We start from the raw sequence: 12,903 nt of genomic DNA on the forward strand, positions 1-12,903 counted from the left end.
CAAAAAAACTACCTCCATGAAAATATTATCTATCATCTGCACCCTGGCAATAAGCCTGCTGCTGCTTGCTTCCTGCGGTAAAGGGAAGGATGACTTCTTTTATAAAGACGCCATGCTCCCTGTTACAATAAGAGGTTATAATGCCAGCAATGAGGCGCTGGAAGTAAAACTGGATACGTTTAGATTTGAGTATGCTCCCAATGCCATTTTTGATCAAACGCTGGGCTACTCGTTTACTGGTCCGGAAGACAGCATACAACTGCGTATCACAGAAAAAGATAACGGGAAACTGGTCATGGAAAAAATGTTGAAGAGAGATGCAGGACCTGTCCGCATCAGCTTTCTATACATGAACGGAAAACCGGGAGACATGCCCGAGTTACCTGTGGCAGAGGCCGGGAAAATTAAGATAAAATACATGTTCCGGCCAATTCTGACCAACTACAATGAGCCGGTGGATATTGTACTGGGAAAATATTATCTGACCCCAAAGGTGTTTGAGGAAATCGTCCGGCTTAAAAATGTAAAGCCATATGAGATGAGCGAACCGGTGTCATTGTCTACTTTTTCCACTGTTGGCCAGCAATATAACGGGCAAAATACGCCGGTTCTTTTCAGGGCTTATATCTACAAGGCCGGTACCAATGAGTTTTATACAAGCGGAACAGCATATACCTGGCATGCCGCCCGGTCAACAGCACCATTACCGCCTACCACTGGCACAGCTGCCAAGGTGTATATTTTTAGCGAAAGCGATTTAGATAATACGATCATATTCACTAAAAACCTGGAATTGTAAACATAACAGCAAATGATGTCAATAATGAAATATCAAAAATTACCGGTCTTTTTTCTGTATTTATTCTTTGCATGCGCCGCATGTAACAAGGACGAAATCATAGCAGAGAAAGCGGTACATGTAGTGATCAACGGATACAACGGGAGTGATGATAAGCTGCAGGTGAATATAGATACCACCCGGTATGAGGAAACCTCGTCAAATGCAAAATCTTTGCTTCAGCCAGCCTCCCTGGTGGGTTTTAATGCGGTGTATACTTACCGGCCCGGATCAGGTGAGCAGGTATTGACCATAAAAAATCCTTTAACTGACAGTATCGTGTACAGTAGTCCTTTACCGGCTTCCGGCACAAAAATGCTGATTAATTTTCTTTACATCGACGGGAAGATCCAGGAACTGCATCCGCCGGCAGCAAATGCATCTACCAACAAACTTGGATTTTATGTACGATACCAGGGCAATGAAGCGCCCTTTGATATTTCCTTATACAGGAGAGATGCGGCTACCGGTATGGAGTATCGTCACTACCTGGCAAAAAATGTACGCCCCGGAAACTGGATCTACATCGACTATGTGCCCGTAGAAAACTTCATCAACAAAAATGATGTAAATAATTCCACCGTTTATTTTACTAAAGCGGGTACGGTTGATCAATGGGCTTTCCTGGATGATGAAACGCAGAGCAAATTATCTGTACAGGGTTTGGGTTTTCCAAAGGAAGATGAAAAAGGATTGGTGCAGCCATATTTTATTATTCCCAGGGGTTGGGAGCTGGGATTTTCCCGCTTGTTTTTTTACCCGGATAAGAAATGATAAAATGATGGTGAACACAACTGACAACGCTCCACCCGGGGGCATTCCGTTGCTCCCGGGTGGCTAAGGAAAACCGATTTAGCGACCTGTCCTGGCTGGAGGCGGTACCATCATAGGTAAAATTTTTGCATAAATCGCTTAAATGCTACCACAAAATATGCGGAAGCCATTGTACCTTCCGCATATTTTTGAACAATGAGTGGCCCCTTGATTTTAGTCCCCTTTCGGGTAAACGGTGGGGATGGTGGTCCATTTAATTCCCGTATAATTTATGAAGACAACGTTTATTTTTTTCCTGTGCTGCATTTTTTGGGCATCTTCTTCACAGGCGCAGCCCGTACCCCTGAAGTGGGAACCCGTGGCGCCAGGTATCTGGAAAGCGACCATCGGACAACCTGATAAAGTGGATTTACTCGGAACGGCAGGAGGCAGCCCCCGGCAAGAGGCATTGCAAAAACTCGGGGAACGGACATTCCCGCTGCAGCCGGCCGGCTGTAATGCGGAAATCAGGGATGGAAAAGTTTATCTGCGTTTTCCCCTGCAGGAAGAAGAGCAGCTGTTTGGTCTGGGCCTGCAGTTTAAAACGGTGAACCGCAGGGGCCAGGTGCTGAACCTGCACATGGATCACTATGGAGGCAATGATAATGGTCGTTCGCATGCCCCGGTTCCTTTTTATGTGTCCAGCAAAGGTTACGGCGTGCTGGTAAACAGCGCCCGGTATATCACGGTGTATGCAGGAACCGGTGTACGGGTAAACAGTGAACATCCTCCCAAAGTGTACGACCGGAATAAAGATGCTGACTGGAGTGCACAGCCCTATTCTGATGTGGTGGAAATGCTGGTGCCGGCAACCGGCACAGAGGTATATGTGTTTGCCGGTAATTCCCCGATGGAAGCCGTGCAACGCTATAACCTGTTCAATGGCGGTGGTGCGCTTCCTCCCAAATGGGGCCTTGGCTTTACGCACCGCATGCCTACGTTGTCTACCGCCGACCAGGTGAAAGCGGAAGCCGGGGCATTTAAGGAACACGGCTTTCCACTGGATTTTATCGGGCTGGAGCCAGGTTGGCAAACTAAAGCTTATCCCTGTTCCTTTGAGTGGGACAAAACAAGATTTCCGGATCCCGCAGGTTTTGTAAAAGAAATGCAGGCAAAAGGTATTCGTTTGAACCTTTGGCTGAATCCCTATTTATCACCCGCTTCATCGCTGTACGAATCAGCAAAACCATTGTCAGGTTCTCATACGGTGTGGAATGGACTGGTGCCGGATCTTACCATGCAACCCGCGCAGAATTTATACAAACAACTTTTCAAAAAGCAGCATATTGACATCGGCGTTTCAGGATATAAAATTGATGAAGTGGATGGATTTGATGACTGGTTATGGCCGGATGTAGCCAGCTTCCCATCAGGCACAAGCGCTGAGCAGATGCGTCAGTTGTATGGCGTAATGATGCAGCGGGCCACCACAGCATGGTTCAGGGAGAAGGGAGTACGCACCTATGGATTGGTACGCGCGTCTAATGCCGGGGCATCGTCCTTTCCATATGTTATCTACAACGACTATTACAACCATCGCGATTTTATTACCGCCATGTGTAACAGCAGTTTTATCGGGGTGCTCTGGACACCGGAAGTAAGAGCCTCCAAAACAGCGGAAGAATGGTTGCGTCGTATGCAGTCGGCCTGCTTTTCACCCATGGCCATGCTCAATGCCTGGGCGGATGGCACCAAGCCGTGGAGTTTCCCGGAAGTGGAAAAACAGGTGAAAGATGTAGCGTTGTTGAGAATGCAATTGTTTCCTTATCTCTACACGACCTTCTCCCAATATTACCTGGAAGGTAAGCCGCCCGTTAGAGCCATGAACCTGGTAGAAGGGTTCTCTTTTCAGCAACAGTCCGAAAAAACAGCACTGGATGGAACCAATAACCCTTATCAGTTGGCGCTGCGCGCCGATGTAAAAGACCAGTTTATGCTGGGAGATGACCTGCTGGTAGCACCGATGTTTGCCGGCGAAACAGAAAGAAAAGTTATTTTACCCCGGGGTAAATGGTACGATTTCTACACCGGCGAATATGTTGGAAGCGGCGATGTGATTATTGCGAAGCCAGGTCTGGATAAAATACCATTGTATGTAAAAGATGGCGGCATTATCCCGATGATACCACCGGTATTGCATACACCGGCGCCTGGCGAGCAGCTTGCACTGGAGCTGCGTCATTATGGTGAAGCCGAAAGTACTTCCCTGGTGTATGACGACGACGGCGAGTCGTATGGCTATGAGCAGGGAAAATATATGCAGTACCGGGTGGCTGCGAAAAAGGATAAGCACGGGAAGTGGCAGGGGCAGGTGGTTACAGAGAATAAGCCTGGATTAAAACCGGCGTATAAGGATATTAAGTGGAGATTTATGACGCAGGAACAAAAATAAGGTATCTTACCTGTTACATTATAAAAGCCGGAAGAGAGGGAGTTCAACTCCCTCTCTTCCGTTATATGAATATCTATGCGGAATGTAATAGACAAAAAAAAGGCCGCAGATAGATATCTGCGGCAACGAAGGTATGAACCAATGGTTACCTGAGTGTCCATAATATAATCCCGATATGCCCAGTTGTAAGTTAATGTGTCAATCGTGAAACATCTTGCGATGATCGTTGCAAAGCTAACAGGAATGTCATTCGTACAGGGCATACAATTGTTTCCAATTAGAGGCAAAAATGTGTAGGCCTACAGCCTCGACATTGGGTACATGTAAAACTGGAAAAAATTACCCCTAAAAAAGAGATAGTATTACCCCGTTTCATTTCCAGGATTTTTTATTTTTACGGCGAGCATTGATTGTCACTATTACAATAATATAACAAGAGCATCTAACAGAGCAAACCTGTCCTTTGACACAAACCGGGAATCGAGTGGCTATGGCTGTTTGCCTGCATGTATAGGCAAGCAGCAGCGGCCGAATAATTACTCGCTGTAAAGTCCCCGTGGATCTCTTATCTATGGGAGTTGGTTTTTGTACAGCTGAAGCGGCTGTTTTCTTTATGCGCGCAATCGGGATACAAGCACATTTATACGAAAACGGGAGATGACCGCATGAGGAAAAGAAAATTATTAATTGTGGAGAACGGCGATGATGCTGCTCCGGATGTTAGCGCCTGGATGGATCAGACGTACCAGGTACAGAAGGCATACAGTTGTATGGAGGCAAGCGACATGGCGGTGAAAGATGAGCCAGACCTGATCATTGGCAATGCTGCCATTTGCAACGCCGGGGCAGACAGCTTTTGCAGGAAGATAAAAACGGATGAAAGAATCTGGCATATTCCACTGATTATATTGGCTGGTAATGTATCTGAACAACGACAGGCGGAAATATTGAAGAGCGGAGCGGACTTATGCCTCGCTGCCGGTAGTTATAGCGGAGAACTGTTGTTGTCTTATATCCACAATATGTTGTCGCTGAAAGAAGCGCTGCGCAGGCGTTATGGCAAACGGATCTTTGCCGGTCCTCCGGACAGGTCAGTAATTGTAGCAGATACTTCTTTTATACGGGAGTTGATCCAGGTAATCGGGGAAAAGATGCAGGATCCCGATTTTAGTGTGGAGATGCTTGCTGCAGAGATGAAGCTAAGTAAATCGCAGCTATACCGCAGGTTCTCTGAAGGAACAAAATTATCGGTGGGGGAGTTTATCCGCGGTTTGCGTTTGCAGAAGGCTGCCGTATTATTGTTGTACTCCGGAAAGAATGTGTCGGAAGTGGCGTACGAGGTTGGGTTCCGCGAGCGGAAGCATTTCAGCAGGGAGTTTAAACGTCTTTTTGGTAAATCTCCTGTTGAATTTGCGACCGATGTGCCCCCTGGTGGTAATACCATTTCCTGACAGGCATTATATTTATGCTGATACTTGTATGTTCTTATAAGAGAATCTCAAAATTCACCGGTGTATGTGTGTTATTTTTTACACCGGCTACGTATTCCGATGGTGATTTGCCAAAACGCTTTTTAAATTCCTTGCTGAAATATTTTCGTTCGCTGAAGCCTACTTCCCAGGCAATGGTGGTGATATTGCCTTTTTCCTGCGACAACAGCATGGCGGCCTTTTTGAGGCGCATGGATTTGATCAGTTGTCCCGGGGAAATAGTGGTGGAGGCATTGAATTTTTTATAGAAGGCTGCTTTGCTCATGCCCATGTCGCGGGCCAGGCCTGTGATATTAAAGTTCACTTTTCCGAGTCGTGCTTCTATGACCTTCATTACCTCTTCAATAAAATTTTGCTCTACAGAGCCTACTTCAATTGCCAGCGGCTCCAGGAATATTTTGCGGCTGTAGGAGCGACGCAACATCTCGCGTAGTCTTAACAGGTTGGATATATAGTTGCGCAATACCTGTATATTAAAGGGTTTGGTAAGATAAATATCCGCGCCGCTTTCCAGTCCTTTTGCCTGTTGCTCCTGTGTATCGCCGGCCGTAACCATGATTACCGGGATGTGGCTGGTGCGTTCATCTGTTTTCAGTTGACGGCATAGTTCCAGGCCGCACATTTGAGGCATCTCCACATCGGTAATGATAAGGTCCGGTTGCTCCCGGAGGGCAGTTTCCCATCCTACAGCTCCTGTAGCCGATTCAAATACCTTGTAGCAGGTTTCCAGCTGTTTTCTGATGAGTGTCCTTATCTCATCACAATCTTCAACGATCAGAATTTTATTATCTCTCATGTAGGTAGGTTTAATAGTCAACAGGTCTGTGATACTCCGAGCCTGTTTTTTGGCATACTCGTTTTATATCTTTCTTATAGCATGTTCATATGTATATACATAGTAATTTAAATTGATTTTCTTACATTTCATCAGGGATAAGTCCGAATGTTGATGGAAAATTGTTTATTCAGTGTTCGATGCTGCACAAAACAAAACAGATGCCAATGCGTGGTAACGGCTTTTGATGATTAATTGCCAAACTAACGGAAAAGCCTCCGCGGAGGTAAGGCATGGAAGGTAATTTGAGCACACAGGCAGGAGGGCCCGGGTATTGTTTAAACAGCGCCAGTAGCGGTGATTGCCATAGACTACAGGTTAACAAACAACCATCGATATCGGTATCAGCCTTGTCATTATAGGAATGATTTAAAGAAATATCAGTATGTTTGAAGGCAAATAAAGCATCAATGTTGGTCAATTTAGTGGAGGTCTTGCTGGCCTCTCTTCCGGGTAGCCGTTGACTGCTTAAAACTTTTTACTCCCCACATTGATGACTTCGATAGCAGGTTCTTTTCCCTCACATCCCCGGAGCCCTGCAATTTAGACGTTTATACGGCAGGCGTGAAGGAATGTTAGCCCAGGCTTCCAAAAATGCCATTAAAACGAGGCAATTCTTGCCCTTCCGGCAGCAAAACGTTCTATATTTTTGAAGCAGTAGGTTACAACTGAAATATACAGATGAATGAAACATTTTAGCGTAATGACAGGCCGCAACGTGGAGCCAATTGACATCAGCATTTTAATGGCATACATAGGCAGTAGTGATGATCTTGATCCATTGATCCTGGAAGTACTGGAACTAATGCTAAGCGATACGGTGCTGGCATGGAATCAACTGATCGCGGCGGATCCTGTGCATGATCAGCGGTTGATACACAGCGTAAGTCATCGGATGCTGGGCATTGCAAGATATGCCGGTTTGTTAAGCCTCGAACAAGCCGCTATTGCAATAGCCCGTCAGGATGAGTACCAGCTTGGGTTCCCTAAATTCCTTATTGAGCTTGGGCATGCCATTACGGCCATCCAGCTAACGATCACCCATCTACGAAACACATAACCCGGTGGCGGCTGGCATGCATTTATAGAACATACAAAGGGGGCTTGTTGCCCCTTTGTATGTTTCATCGGCTAGTTGTTTAGCTGCAGCGAAGCTGGTCCGAATTCTTCAAAATGAATAGCCGTAGTATCCACCCCATTTTCTACCAGGAAGCCATAATGTTTGGAAATAAAAGGCGCAGGTCCGCAGATGTAGTAGTCCGCGTCGGGTTGCAATACGGTTGTTTTGATTTCGGAGAGATCTACCCGGCCGGTATGCTTTGTTGGTATTTCCGGCTGATCATAAAAAATATGATGGTTAAGATGGGAGTAGGCGCCGGCCAGTTCGTGCAGGCGGTCTTTAAAGGCATGTACTGCTTCGCTGCGACATCCATGTACCCAGGTGATAGGCGTGACCACCTGTTTGTTGAGGAGTGCTTCGAGCATGGCCATCAAAGGCGTTTGCCCTACACCGCCACTGATGAATACTTTAGGACGCGCCGTATTTTTATTCAACGTGAAGGTGCCCGCAGGCGCTGATAACTCCACCACGTCTCCTTCGCCGATATGATGATGAAGGCGGTTGGAGATCATACCATCCGGGTGACTGGCTCCTGTTTCCCTTTTAACTGAAATGCGGTAATAGGCGCCGTTAGGCGCGCAGGAAATGCTGTACTGACGTGGTTGCAGGAGGTTTAGTTCCGGCAGGAACAGGCGCAGACTGATATATTGGCCGGGCACAAAATCCGCTACCGCTCCGCCATCGGCAGGGTAGAGGTAGAAGGAAGTGATTTCTGCCGATTCTTTTATTTTCTGTTTTACAAGGAAGGGTTTCCATCCGGTCCATCCTGCGTTTTTGCTCACCTGGGCGGCATAAAGATGTTGTTCATGGCCGCTCATGATAGCGGCCAGCTGTTGATAGGCTGCGGCCCAGGCATCCAGGAGTTCCGGTGTGGCGGCGTCTCCCAGCACTTCCGCAATGGAGGCCAGCAGATGTTTCCCGACAATAGCATAATGTTCCGGCCGGATATCCAGGCTGGTGTGCTTATGCCCGATGCTGTTTACTACCGGCATCAGTACCGCCGGATTTTCGATGTGCTCAGCATAGGCCAGTACCGCCATGGCCAATGCCGTCTGTTGTTTGCCATTCTGCTGGTTTCCCATGTTGAAAACGTGTTTCAACTCCGGGTTATGCGTAAACATACGCTGATAGAAGTGGGTGGTCAGTAATACGCCATGCTCCCTGAGCACTGGTACCGTAGCTGTTACCAGCTGTTTTTGTTCCGTTGTCATCTTATATCATCTTTAAATAATAGAGGACTTTTTTATCCTTTATTTTTGTAAAAAAAACTATTTGTTGAGGGTAAACTTTCCTTTAATCAGGCCCATATTGAACTTTCCGATAGTGGTATGATTCAGCATATGCGTGATCTGGTTCCTGACTTTCTTAAAATCTTCATGCAGGGGACATGGATTGCTTTCTGAGCAATAGGTGAGTCCTAACCCGCAGCCGGTGAATATGTTATCGCCATCAACGGCCGTTACAATATTGGCCAGTGGCCGGTTCAGGGAGGCGGCATCAAAGTAAAACCCGCCATTAGGTCCTTTAACGGACTGGATCAGTCCTTCCCGGCTGAGTTTCTGCAAAATTTTGGCAAGAAAGGGTTCGGGAGAATTGATATGTTCGGCGATCTCTTTAATACCTACCCTGGAGCCTTCATGCGACCGCTGTGCGACGTAGAAAACTGCGCGCATGGCATATTCGCAAGTTTTGGAAAAGATAGCCATTTATCTGCCCGTGGATTTAATTACGGCACAAATATAAGTCGCCATAATAAAAGATAAAAATATCTTTTATTATTTTCCTGAGATGGATAATGAGTAACTGCACCTGTGCTCCTCCATTATAGCAGTGGCATCTAGTTGCCAAGGTGCTTATCGATGAGCGCTTTTAAGCTGCTGTCGCTGGGCGCCGGCGCATTTGCGGTGCTTTTTTAAAAGCAACCCGACTTGAAAAATCAAACAAATCTCTTTGCAAATTATTCACAACAAACCGTTATCCTCACTGGTTAATCGCCTCTACAAAATTTGCGGCAGTTTGCTCATCGAACGCTGAATTATTGCTGTCGAGGAATTTCTTCGCAGCGGCGGTAGCCATAGGATCATTGCCTACGGCAGCTAAGAAGCTTTTTCTTTTTAAACTTACTTTAACAGGTACGCCATCTTTAAGGAGGTAATAAGTATATTCTTTTTTGTATTCGTCGTAGTTATGTCCTGTTTGCGTAACGCCTTTGTCCACAAAATTGGCGCGTTCAAATTTAACTTTTGCCGCTTTTACCAACGAATACTTACCTGCTGCCAGTCGCTGCATAAACTCCGGGCGACCATCCATATTTACACTTACAAAATGTGATACCACGTTATTTTTTACCAGGTGAAATGCTTGTACATCACGGTTTTCAGGAGAATATGCTTTCCCGTCGCCGGCGCGTATAATAAGTGTGTTTTTTTCAAGATCAAGGTTAGCGTCATATACTACAGAGCGTTTTACCGGTTTGTTTTCCATGGAGTCGATCCACAGGCGCCCCCAGTCGTCATAGAAGTAAGGGCTGCCCACTGTATTGTCCATCGGGCGGAAGCTGGTGGCAATAAAATAGCTGTTGATGCCATGGAAGTTATCCAGGATGTTAGCGATATGCGTAGTTTGTGCAAGCCCCAGGGAGTCTTGTGCAGACAGCGAAACAGCGCCCGTAAACAGCGCCAGAAGGGTAAGGGTTATTTTTCTCATAAGCATAAAATTGCTATACTAATATAAGAAAAATAACCCTCATACCCTGCCCGATGCTTTACAAGATAGGTTGAAAACACTTACAGGATTTCTATATATCCGTCTGTTCCATTTACCCGGATGCGCTGCCCGTCTTTAATCAGCCCGGTGGCATTTTCTACGCCCACAACGGCCGGTAAACCATATTCACGGGCTATCACGGCTCCATGGGTCATGAGTCCGCCAACTTCGGTGATAAGGCCTTTTATCGATACAAACAGGGGCGTCCAGCTCGGGTCAGTAAAAGTGGTCACCAATATGTCCCCATCTTCCAATTCTGCATCTTCCATATTCAGGATCACGCGTGCCCGTCCTTCTATACTGCCGGTGGAAACAGGCAGACCAACGATCGCTGCCGCCGGAATATTTTCCCGCTTGTACCTGCCGGTAATGATTTCACCATCAGAAGTGATTACGCGGGGAGGAGTGAGTTTTTCAAATGATTTGAACTCCTCTTTTCGTTTGCTGATGAGCTGCGGCGCCGGTTGATGGGTACGTGCCATTTCGCGCAATTCTTCAAAAGTGAGATAGTAGCTATCTTCTTTATCGGGAATAATATTGGCTTGTACGAGTTGTTCCACTTCTTTCAGCAAAGCCTGCTTGTAAACGAAGAAGCGGTTAACGATACCGTATTTGGGATATTCCCGGTAGCCGGCGAAATTCCGGATCAGGTCAATCATCGCTTTTGTTTCCTGTACTTTTTGCTCACCATCCGGTAACTGTTGCAACCGCTCCAGTAATGTTTGTTCTTTTTTCAGCGCCTCTTCCAGCCCCTGTTCAAATTTCCGCTTGCCTGCTCCGGGTTCAAAGTTTTTAATATTACTCAGCATGATGGGAATAAGTATGGCAGGGTTCTCGCGCCAGCGGGTTTTCGTAATATCGATCTCACCGGCGCATCGCATGCCATATTTGTCGAGATAAGCGTTCATCACCTGCCGGACTTCCTCGCCGCCGTTAAACCTCACTAGTTCATCCAGGAAGTTATCCGTTTTTACCTGTTGCAAATAATCGATGATGGCCGCATGCGGACGAATTACATCTGCCACATCCAATAGCGCTAAGCCCATCTCTGAAGTGATGTTGTTGGATACAGATTGAGAAAGTATGTCTGCCACATTTTTTTCACCCAACCATTCGTTCATCTTTTCGTTGAGCCACGCGGCAGCATTCATACCAGCGATGATCACCCGCATATGTGGTGCGTCAAATATTACTCTCTTTGATTGCTCAATGTCTTCCGCAATAAAATCAAACAGATCCGATCCTGATTTCGTTTGGATGTTTTGTTTCAGCGCTGCTACCGATGCCTCATTATCTTTAATCAGGTCAGCAACAATTGCCGGATCGCTGCCTGCCGGTGCCAGAATATCTGCGACCGACAAGCCCTTGCTGCTTTTTACAAACATGGTGCTTTTTTCATCATCAGGCAACGATTTTATAAAATTTCCCCGCTCTACAATGCTTTGCAGCGCATCTTTTATAAGAGGATCATGTTGCTCCATCGCCTCCAGTAAATTTTTTCTGTCAACAGCCTTTGCCAAACCATCGGTGACGTCAACAAACAACCTCCCGGCCGCCTTAAACATGGGTCTGCCGGCTCTTAACTGCCATAAAGATAATCCCAAAGGCTTCATGGGGTCCGTCATCATTTGCTGATGGCCAACAGAAATATATACATGATTTTCCTGATCATTGTTTTCCGGAACCGGGTATAAGGTAGTAATAGGCCGGCTCTGGACGATATAAAATATATCATCCGCCAAACACCATTCGATATCCTGCGGACTCCCAAAATGGGCTTCGATCTGTTTGCCTGTATGTGCCAGCTGTTTGATCTGCTCATCAGTCAATGCCTGCCTGGTTTGCTGTGCCGGCTCAATCGCCTCCTCTTTTGTACCGCCGTTTGCTGAGCCATAAATAGCCAGCTTCTTGGCGGATATCCTTTTATCCTGGATTTGACCGTTACTCACTTTATAGTTGTCGGCACTCACAAGCCCCGATACCATAGCTTCACCCAAACCGAAGCCTGCATCAATGGACAGCACTTTCCTGTTACCATTCACAGGATCGGCGGTAAATAAAATACCTGCTGCCTGTGGAAACACCATTTGCTGAACTACTACAGACAACAGCACTTTCCGGTGGTCGAAGCCATTTTGAATGCGGTACACCACGGCCCTTTCGGTAAACAGCGAGGCCCAGCATTTACTGATGTGCCGGAGTACGGCTGTTTCCCCGATAATATTTAAATAAGTATCCTGCTGTCCGGCAAAGGATGCATTGGGGAGGTCTTCCGCGGTGGCGCTGGATCGTACTGCCCAGGCATTTTGTTTACCCATGGTGGAAAGGAAACCGCTGATTTCTTCCCGGATGTTGGCAGGAATAGCCATCTCCTCTATCACCCTGCGGATTTCACGACTGAGCGCAATGATTTTATCACGGTCTTCCACCTTCAACAGCGATAGCTGATCAAGTAAATCATTCACCAGCGGCGATGCTTCCAGTACCCTTTTAAATGCTTCCGTGGAAATGCAAAAGCCATCCGGTACATGAATGCCGTTAATCCTGGTAAGTTCTCCCAGGTTAGCGCCTTTACCGCCCACGGTGTCGGTGTTTGTTTTGTTGATATCCTGGAAACGAAATACAAATGAGGACTTGCTGGTCATAGTA

The 12,903-nt window shown here is 46.6% G+C and carries 10 protein-coding genes; 5 read left to right on the forward strand and 5 right to left on the reverse strand.

Annotated features, from left to right (window positions below; genetic code table 11):
* Positions 1–16: 16 nt before the first annotated feature.
* The 4 genes from KE626_RS13430 to KE626_RS13445 all read left to right on the forward strand — a co-directional run bounded on the left by KE626_RS13430 (position 17) and on the right by KE626_RS13445 (position 5,494).
* Positions 17–799 carry a hypothetical protein gene (locus KE626_RS13430; protein ID WP_211973416.1) on the forward strand — a complete coding sequence of 261 codons (783 nt, stop codon included), beginning with the start codon at positions 17–19 and terminating at the stop codon, positions 797–799.
* A gap of 24 nt (positions 800–823) precedes the next feature.
* Positions 824–1,612, forward strand: coding sequence for a hypothetical protein (locus tag KE626_RS13435; RefSeq protein WP_211973417.1), 789 nt, complete (start codon positions 824–826; stop codon positions 1,610–1,612).
* 271 nt (positions 1,613–1,883) lie between these two features.
* The gene (locus KE626_RS13440; RefSeq protein WP_211973418.1) at positions 1,884–4,043 is read left to right on the forward strand and encodes a glycoside hydrolase family 31 protein; all 2,160 of its coding nucleotides are present in this window, start codon (positions 1,884–1,886) and stop codon (positions 4,041–4,043) included.
* Between the two features lie 665 nt (positions 4,044–4,708).
* Complete coding sequence (locus KE626_RS13445) at positions 4,709–5,494, forward strand: response regulator transcription factor (protein ID WP_211973419.1); 786 nt, start codon at positions 4,709–4,711, stop codon at positions 5,492–5,494.
* A gap of 34 nt (positions 5,495–5,528) precedes the next feature.
* Here KE626_RS13445 and KE626_RS13450 read toward each other — a convergent pair whose 3' ends face one another.
* Positions 5,529–6,329, reverse strand: a complete 801-nt coding sequence (locus tag KE626_RS13450) for a response regulator transcription factor (RefSeq protein ID WP_211973420.1) — start codon at positions 6,327–6,329, stop codon at positions 5,529–5,531.
* A gap of 724 nt (positions 6,330–7,053) precedes the next feature.
* Here KE626_RS13450 and KE626_RS13455 point away from each other — a divergent pair.
* Positions 7,054–7,428, forward strand: coding sequence for a hypothetical protein (locus KE626_RS13455; protein ID WP_211973421.1), 375 nt, complete (start codon positions 7,054–7,056; stop codon positions 7,426–7,428).
* Positions 7,429–7,499: 71 nt separating this feature from the next.
* Here KE626_RS13455 and hmpA read toward each other — a convergent pair whose 3' ends face one another.
* The 4 genes from hmpA to ppsA form a co-directional block, all read right to left on the reverse strand.
* Entirely contained in the window at positions 7,500–8,699 is a 1,200-nt protein-coding gene (gene hmpA, locus KE626_RS13460) for an NO-inducible flavohemoprotein (protein ID WP_211973422.1), read from the reverse strand.
* A gap of 57 nt (positions 8,700–8,756) precedes the next feature.
* Positions 8,757–9,194, reverse strand: coding sequence for an RrF2 family transcriptional regulator (locus KE626_RS13465; RefSeq protein WP_283093148.1), 438 nt, complete (start codon positions 9,192–9,194; stop codon positions 8,757–8,759).
* 274 nt (positions 9,195–9,468) lie between these two features.
* Positions 9,469–10,194 (reverse strand): hypothetical protein, encoded by a 726-nt coding sequence (locus KE626_RS13470; RefSeq protein WP_211973423.1) that lies wholly within the window; start codon positions 10,192–10,194, stop codon positions 9,469–9,471.
* An 80-nt stretch (positions 10,195–10,274) separates the two neighbouring features.
* Positions 10,275–12,899 carry a phosphoenolpyruvate synthase gene (gene ppsA / locus KE626_RS13475; RefSeq protein ID WP_211973424.1) on the reverse strand — a complete coding sequence of 875 codons (2,625 nt, stop codon included), beginning with the start codon at positions 12,897–12,899 and terminating at the stop codon, positions 10,275–10,277.
* Between the last annotated feature and the right edge of the window lie 4 nt (positions 12,900–12,903).

This window comes from Chitinophaga hostae (genome assembly GCF_018224885.1).
GTDB classification, from domain to species: domain Bacteria; phylum Bacteroidota; class Bacteroidia; order Chitinophagales; family Chitinophagaceae; genus Chitinophaga; species Chitinophaga hostae.

Coding starts and splice junctions, on each gene's coding strand:
- KE626_RS13450 (WP_211973420.1), bottom strand. CDS start 6,329: ATGAGAGATAATAAAATTCTGATCGTTGAAGATTGTGATGAGATAAGG.
- KE626_RS13430 (WP_211973416.1), top strand. CDS start 17: ATGAAAATATTATCTATCATCTGCACCCTGGCAATAAGCCTGCTGCTG.
- KE626_RS13435 (WP_211973417.1), top strand. CDS start 824: ATGAAATATCAAAAATTACCGGTCTTTTTTCTGTATTTATTCTTTGCA.
- KE626_RS13440 (WP_211973418.1), top strand. CDS start 1,884: ATGAAGACAACGTTTATTTTTTTCCTGTGCTGCATTTTTTGGGCATCT.
- hmpA (WP_211973422.1), bottom strand. CDS start 8,699: ATGACAACGGAACAAAAACAGCTGGTAACAGCTACGGTACCAGTGCTC.
- KE626_RS13465 (WP_283093148.1), bottom strand. CDS start 9,194: ATGGCTATCTTTTCCAAAACTTGCGAATATGCCATGCGCGCAGTTTTC.
- ppsA (WP_211973424.1), bottom strand. CDS start 12,899: ATGACCAGCAAGTCCTCATTTGTATTTCGTTTCCAGGATATCAACAAA.
- KE626_RS13445 (WP_211973419.1), top strand. CDS start 4,709: ATGAGGAAAAGAAAATTATTAATTGTGGAGAACGGCGATGATGCTGCT.
- KE626_RS13470 (WP_211973423.1), bottom strand. CDS start 10,194: ATGAGAAAAATAACCCTTACCCTTCTGGCGCTGTTTACGGGCGCTGTT.
- KE626_RS13455 (WP_211973421.1), top strand. CDS start 7,054: ATGAAACATTTTAGCGTAATGACAGGCCGCAACGTGGAGCCAATTGAC.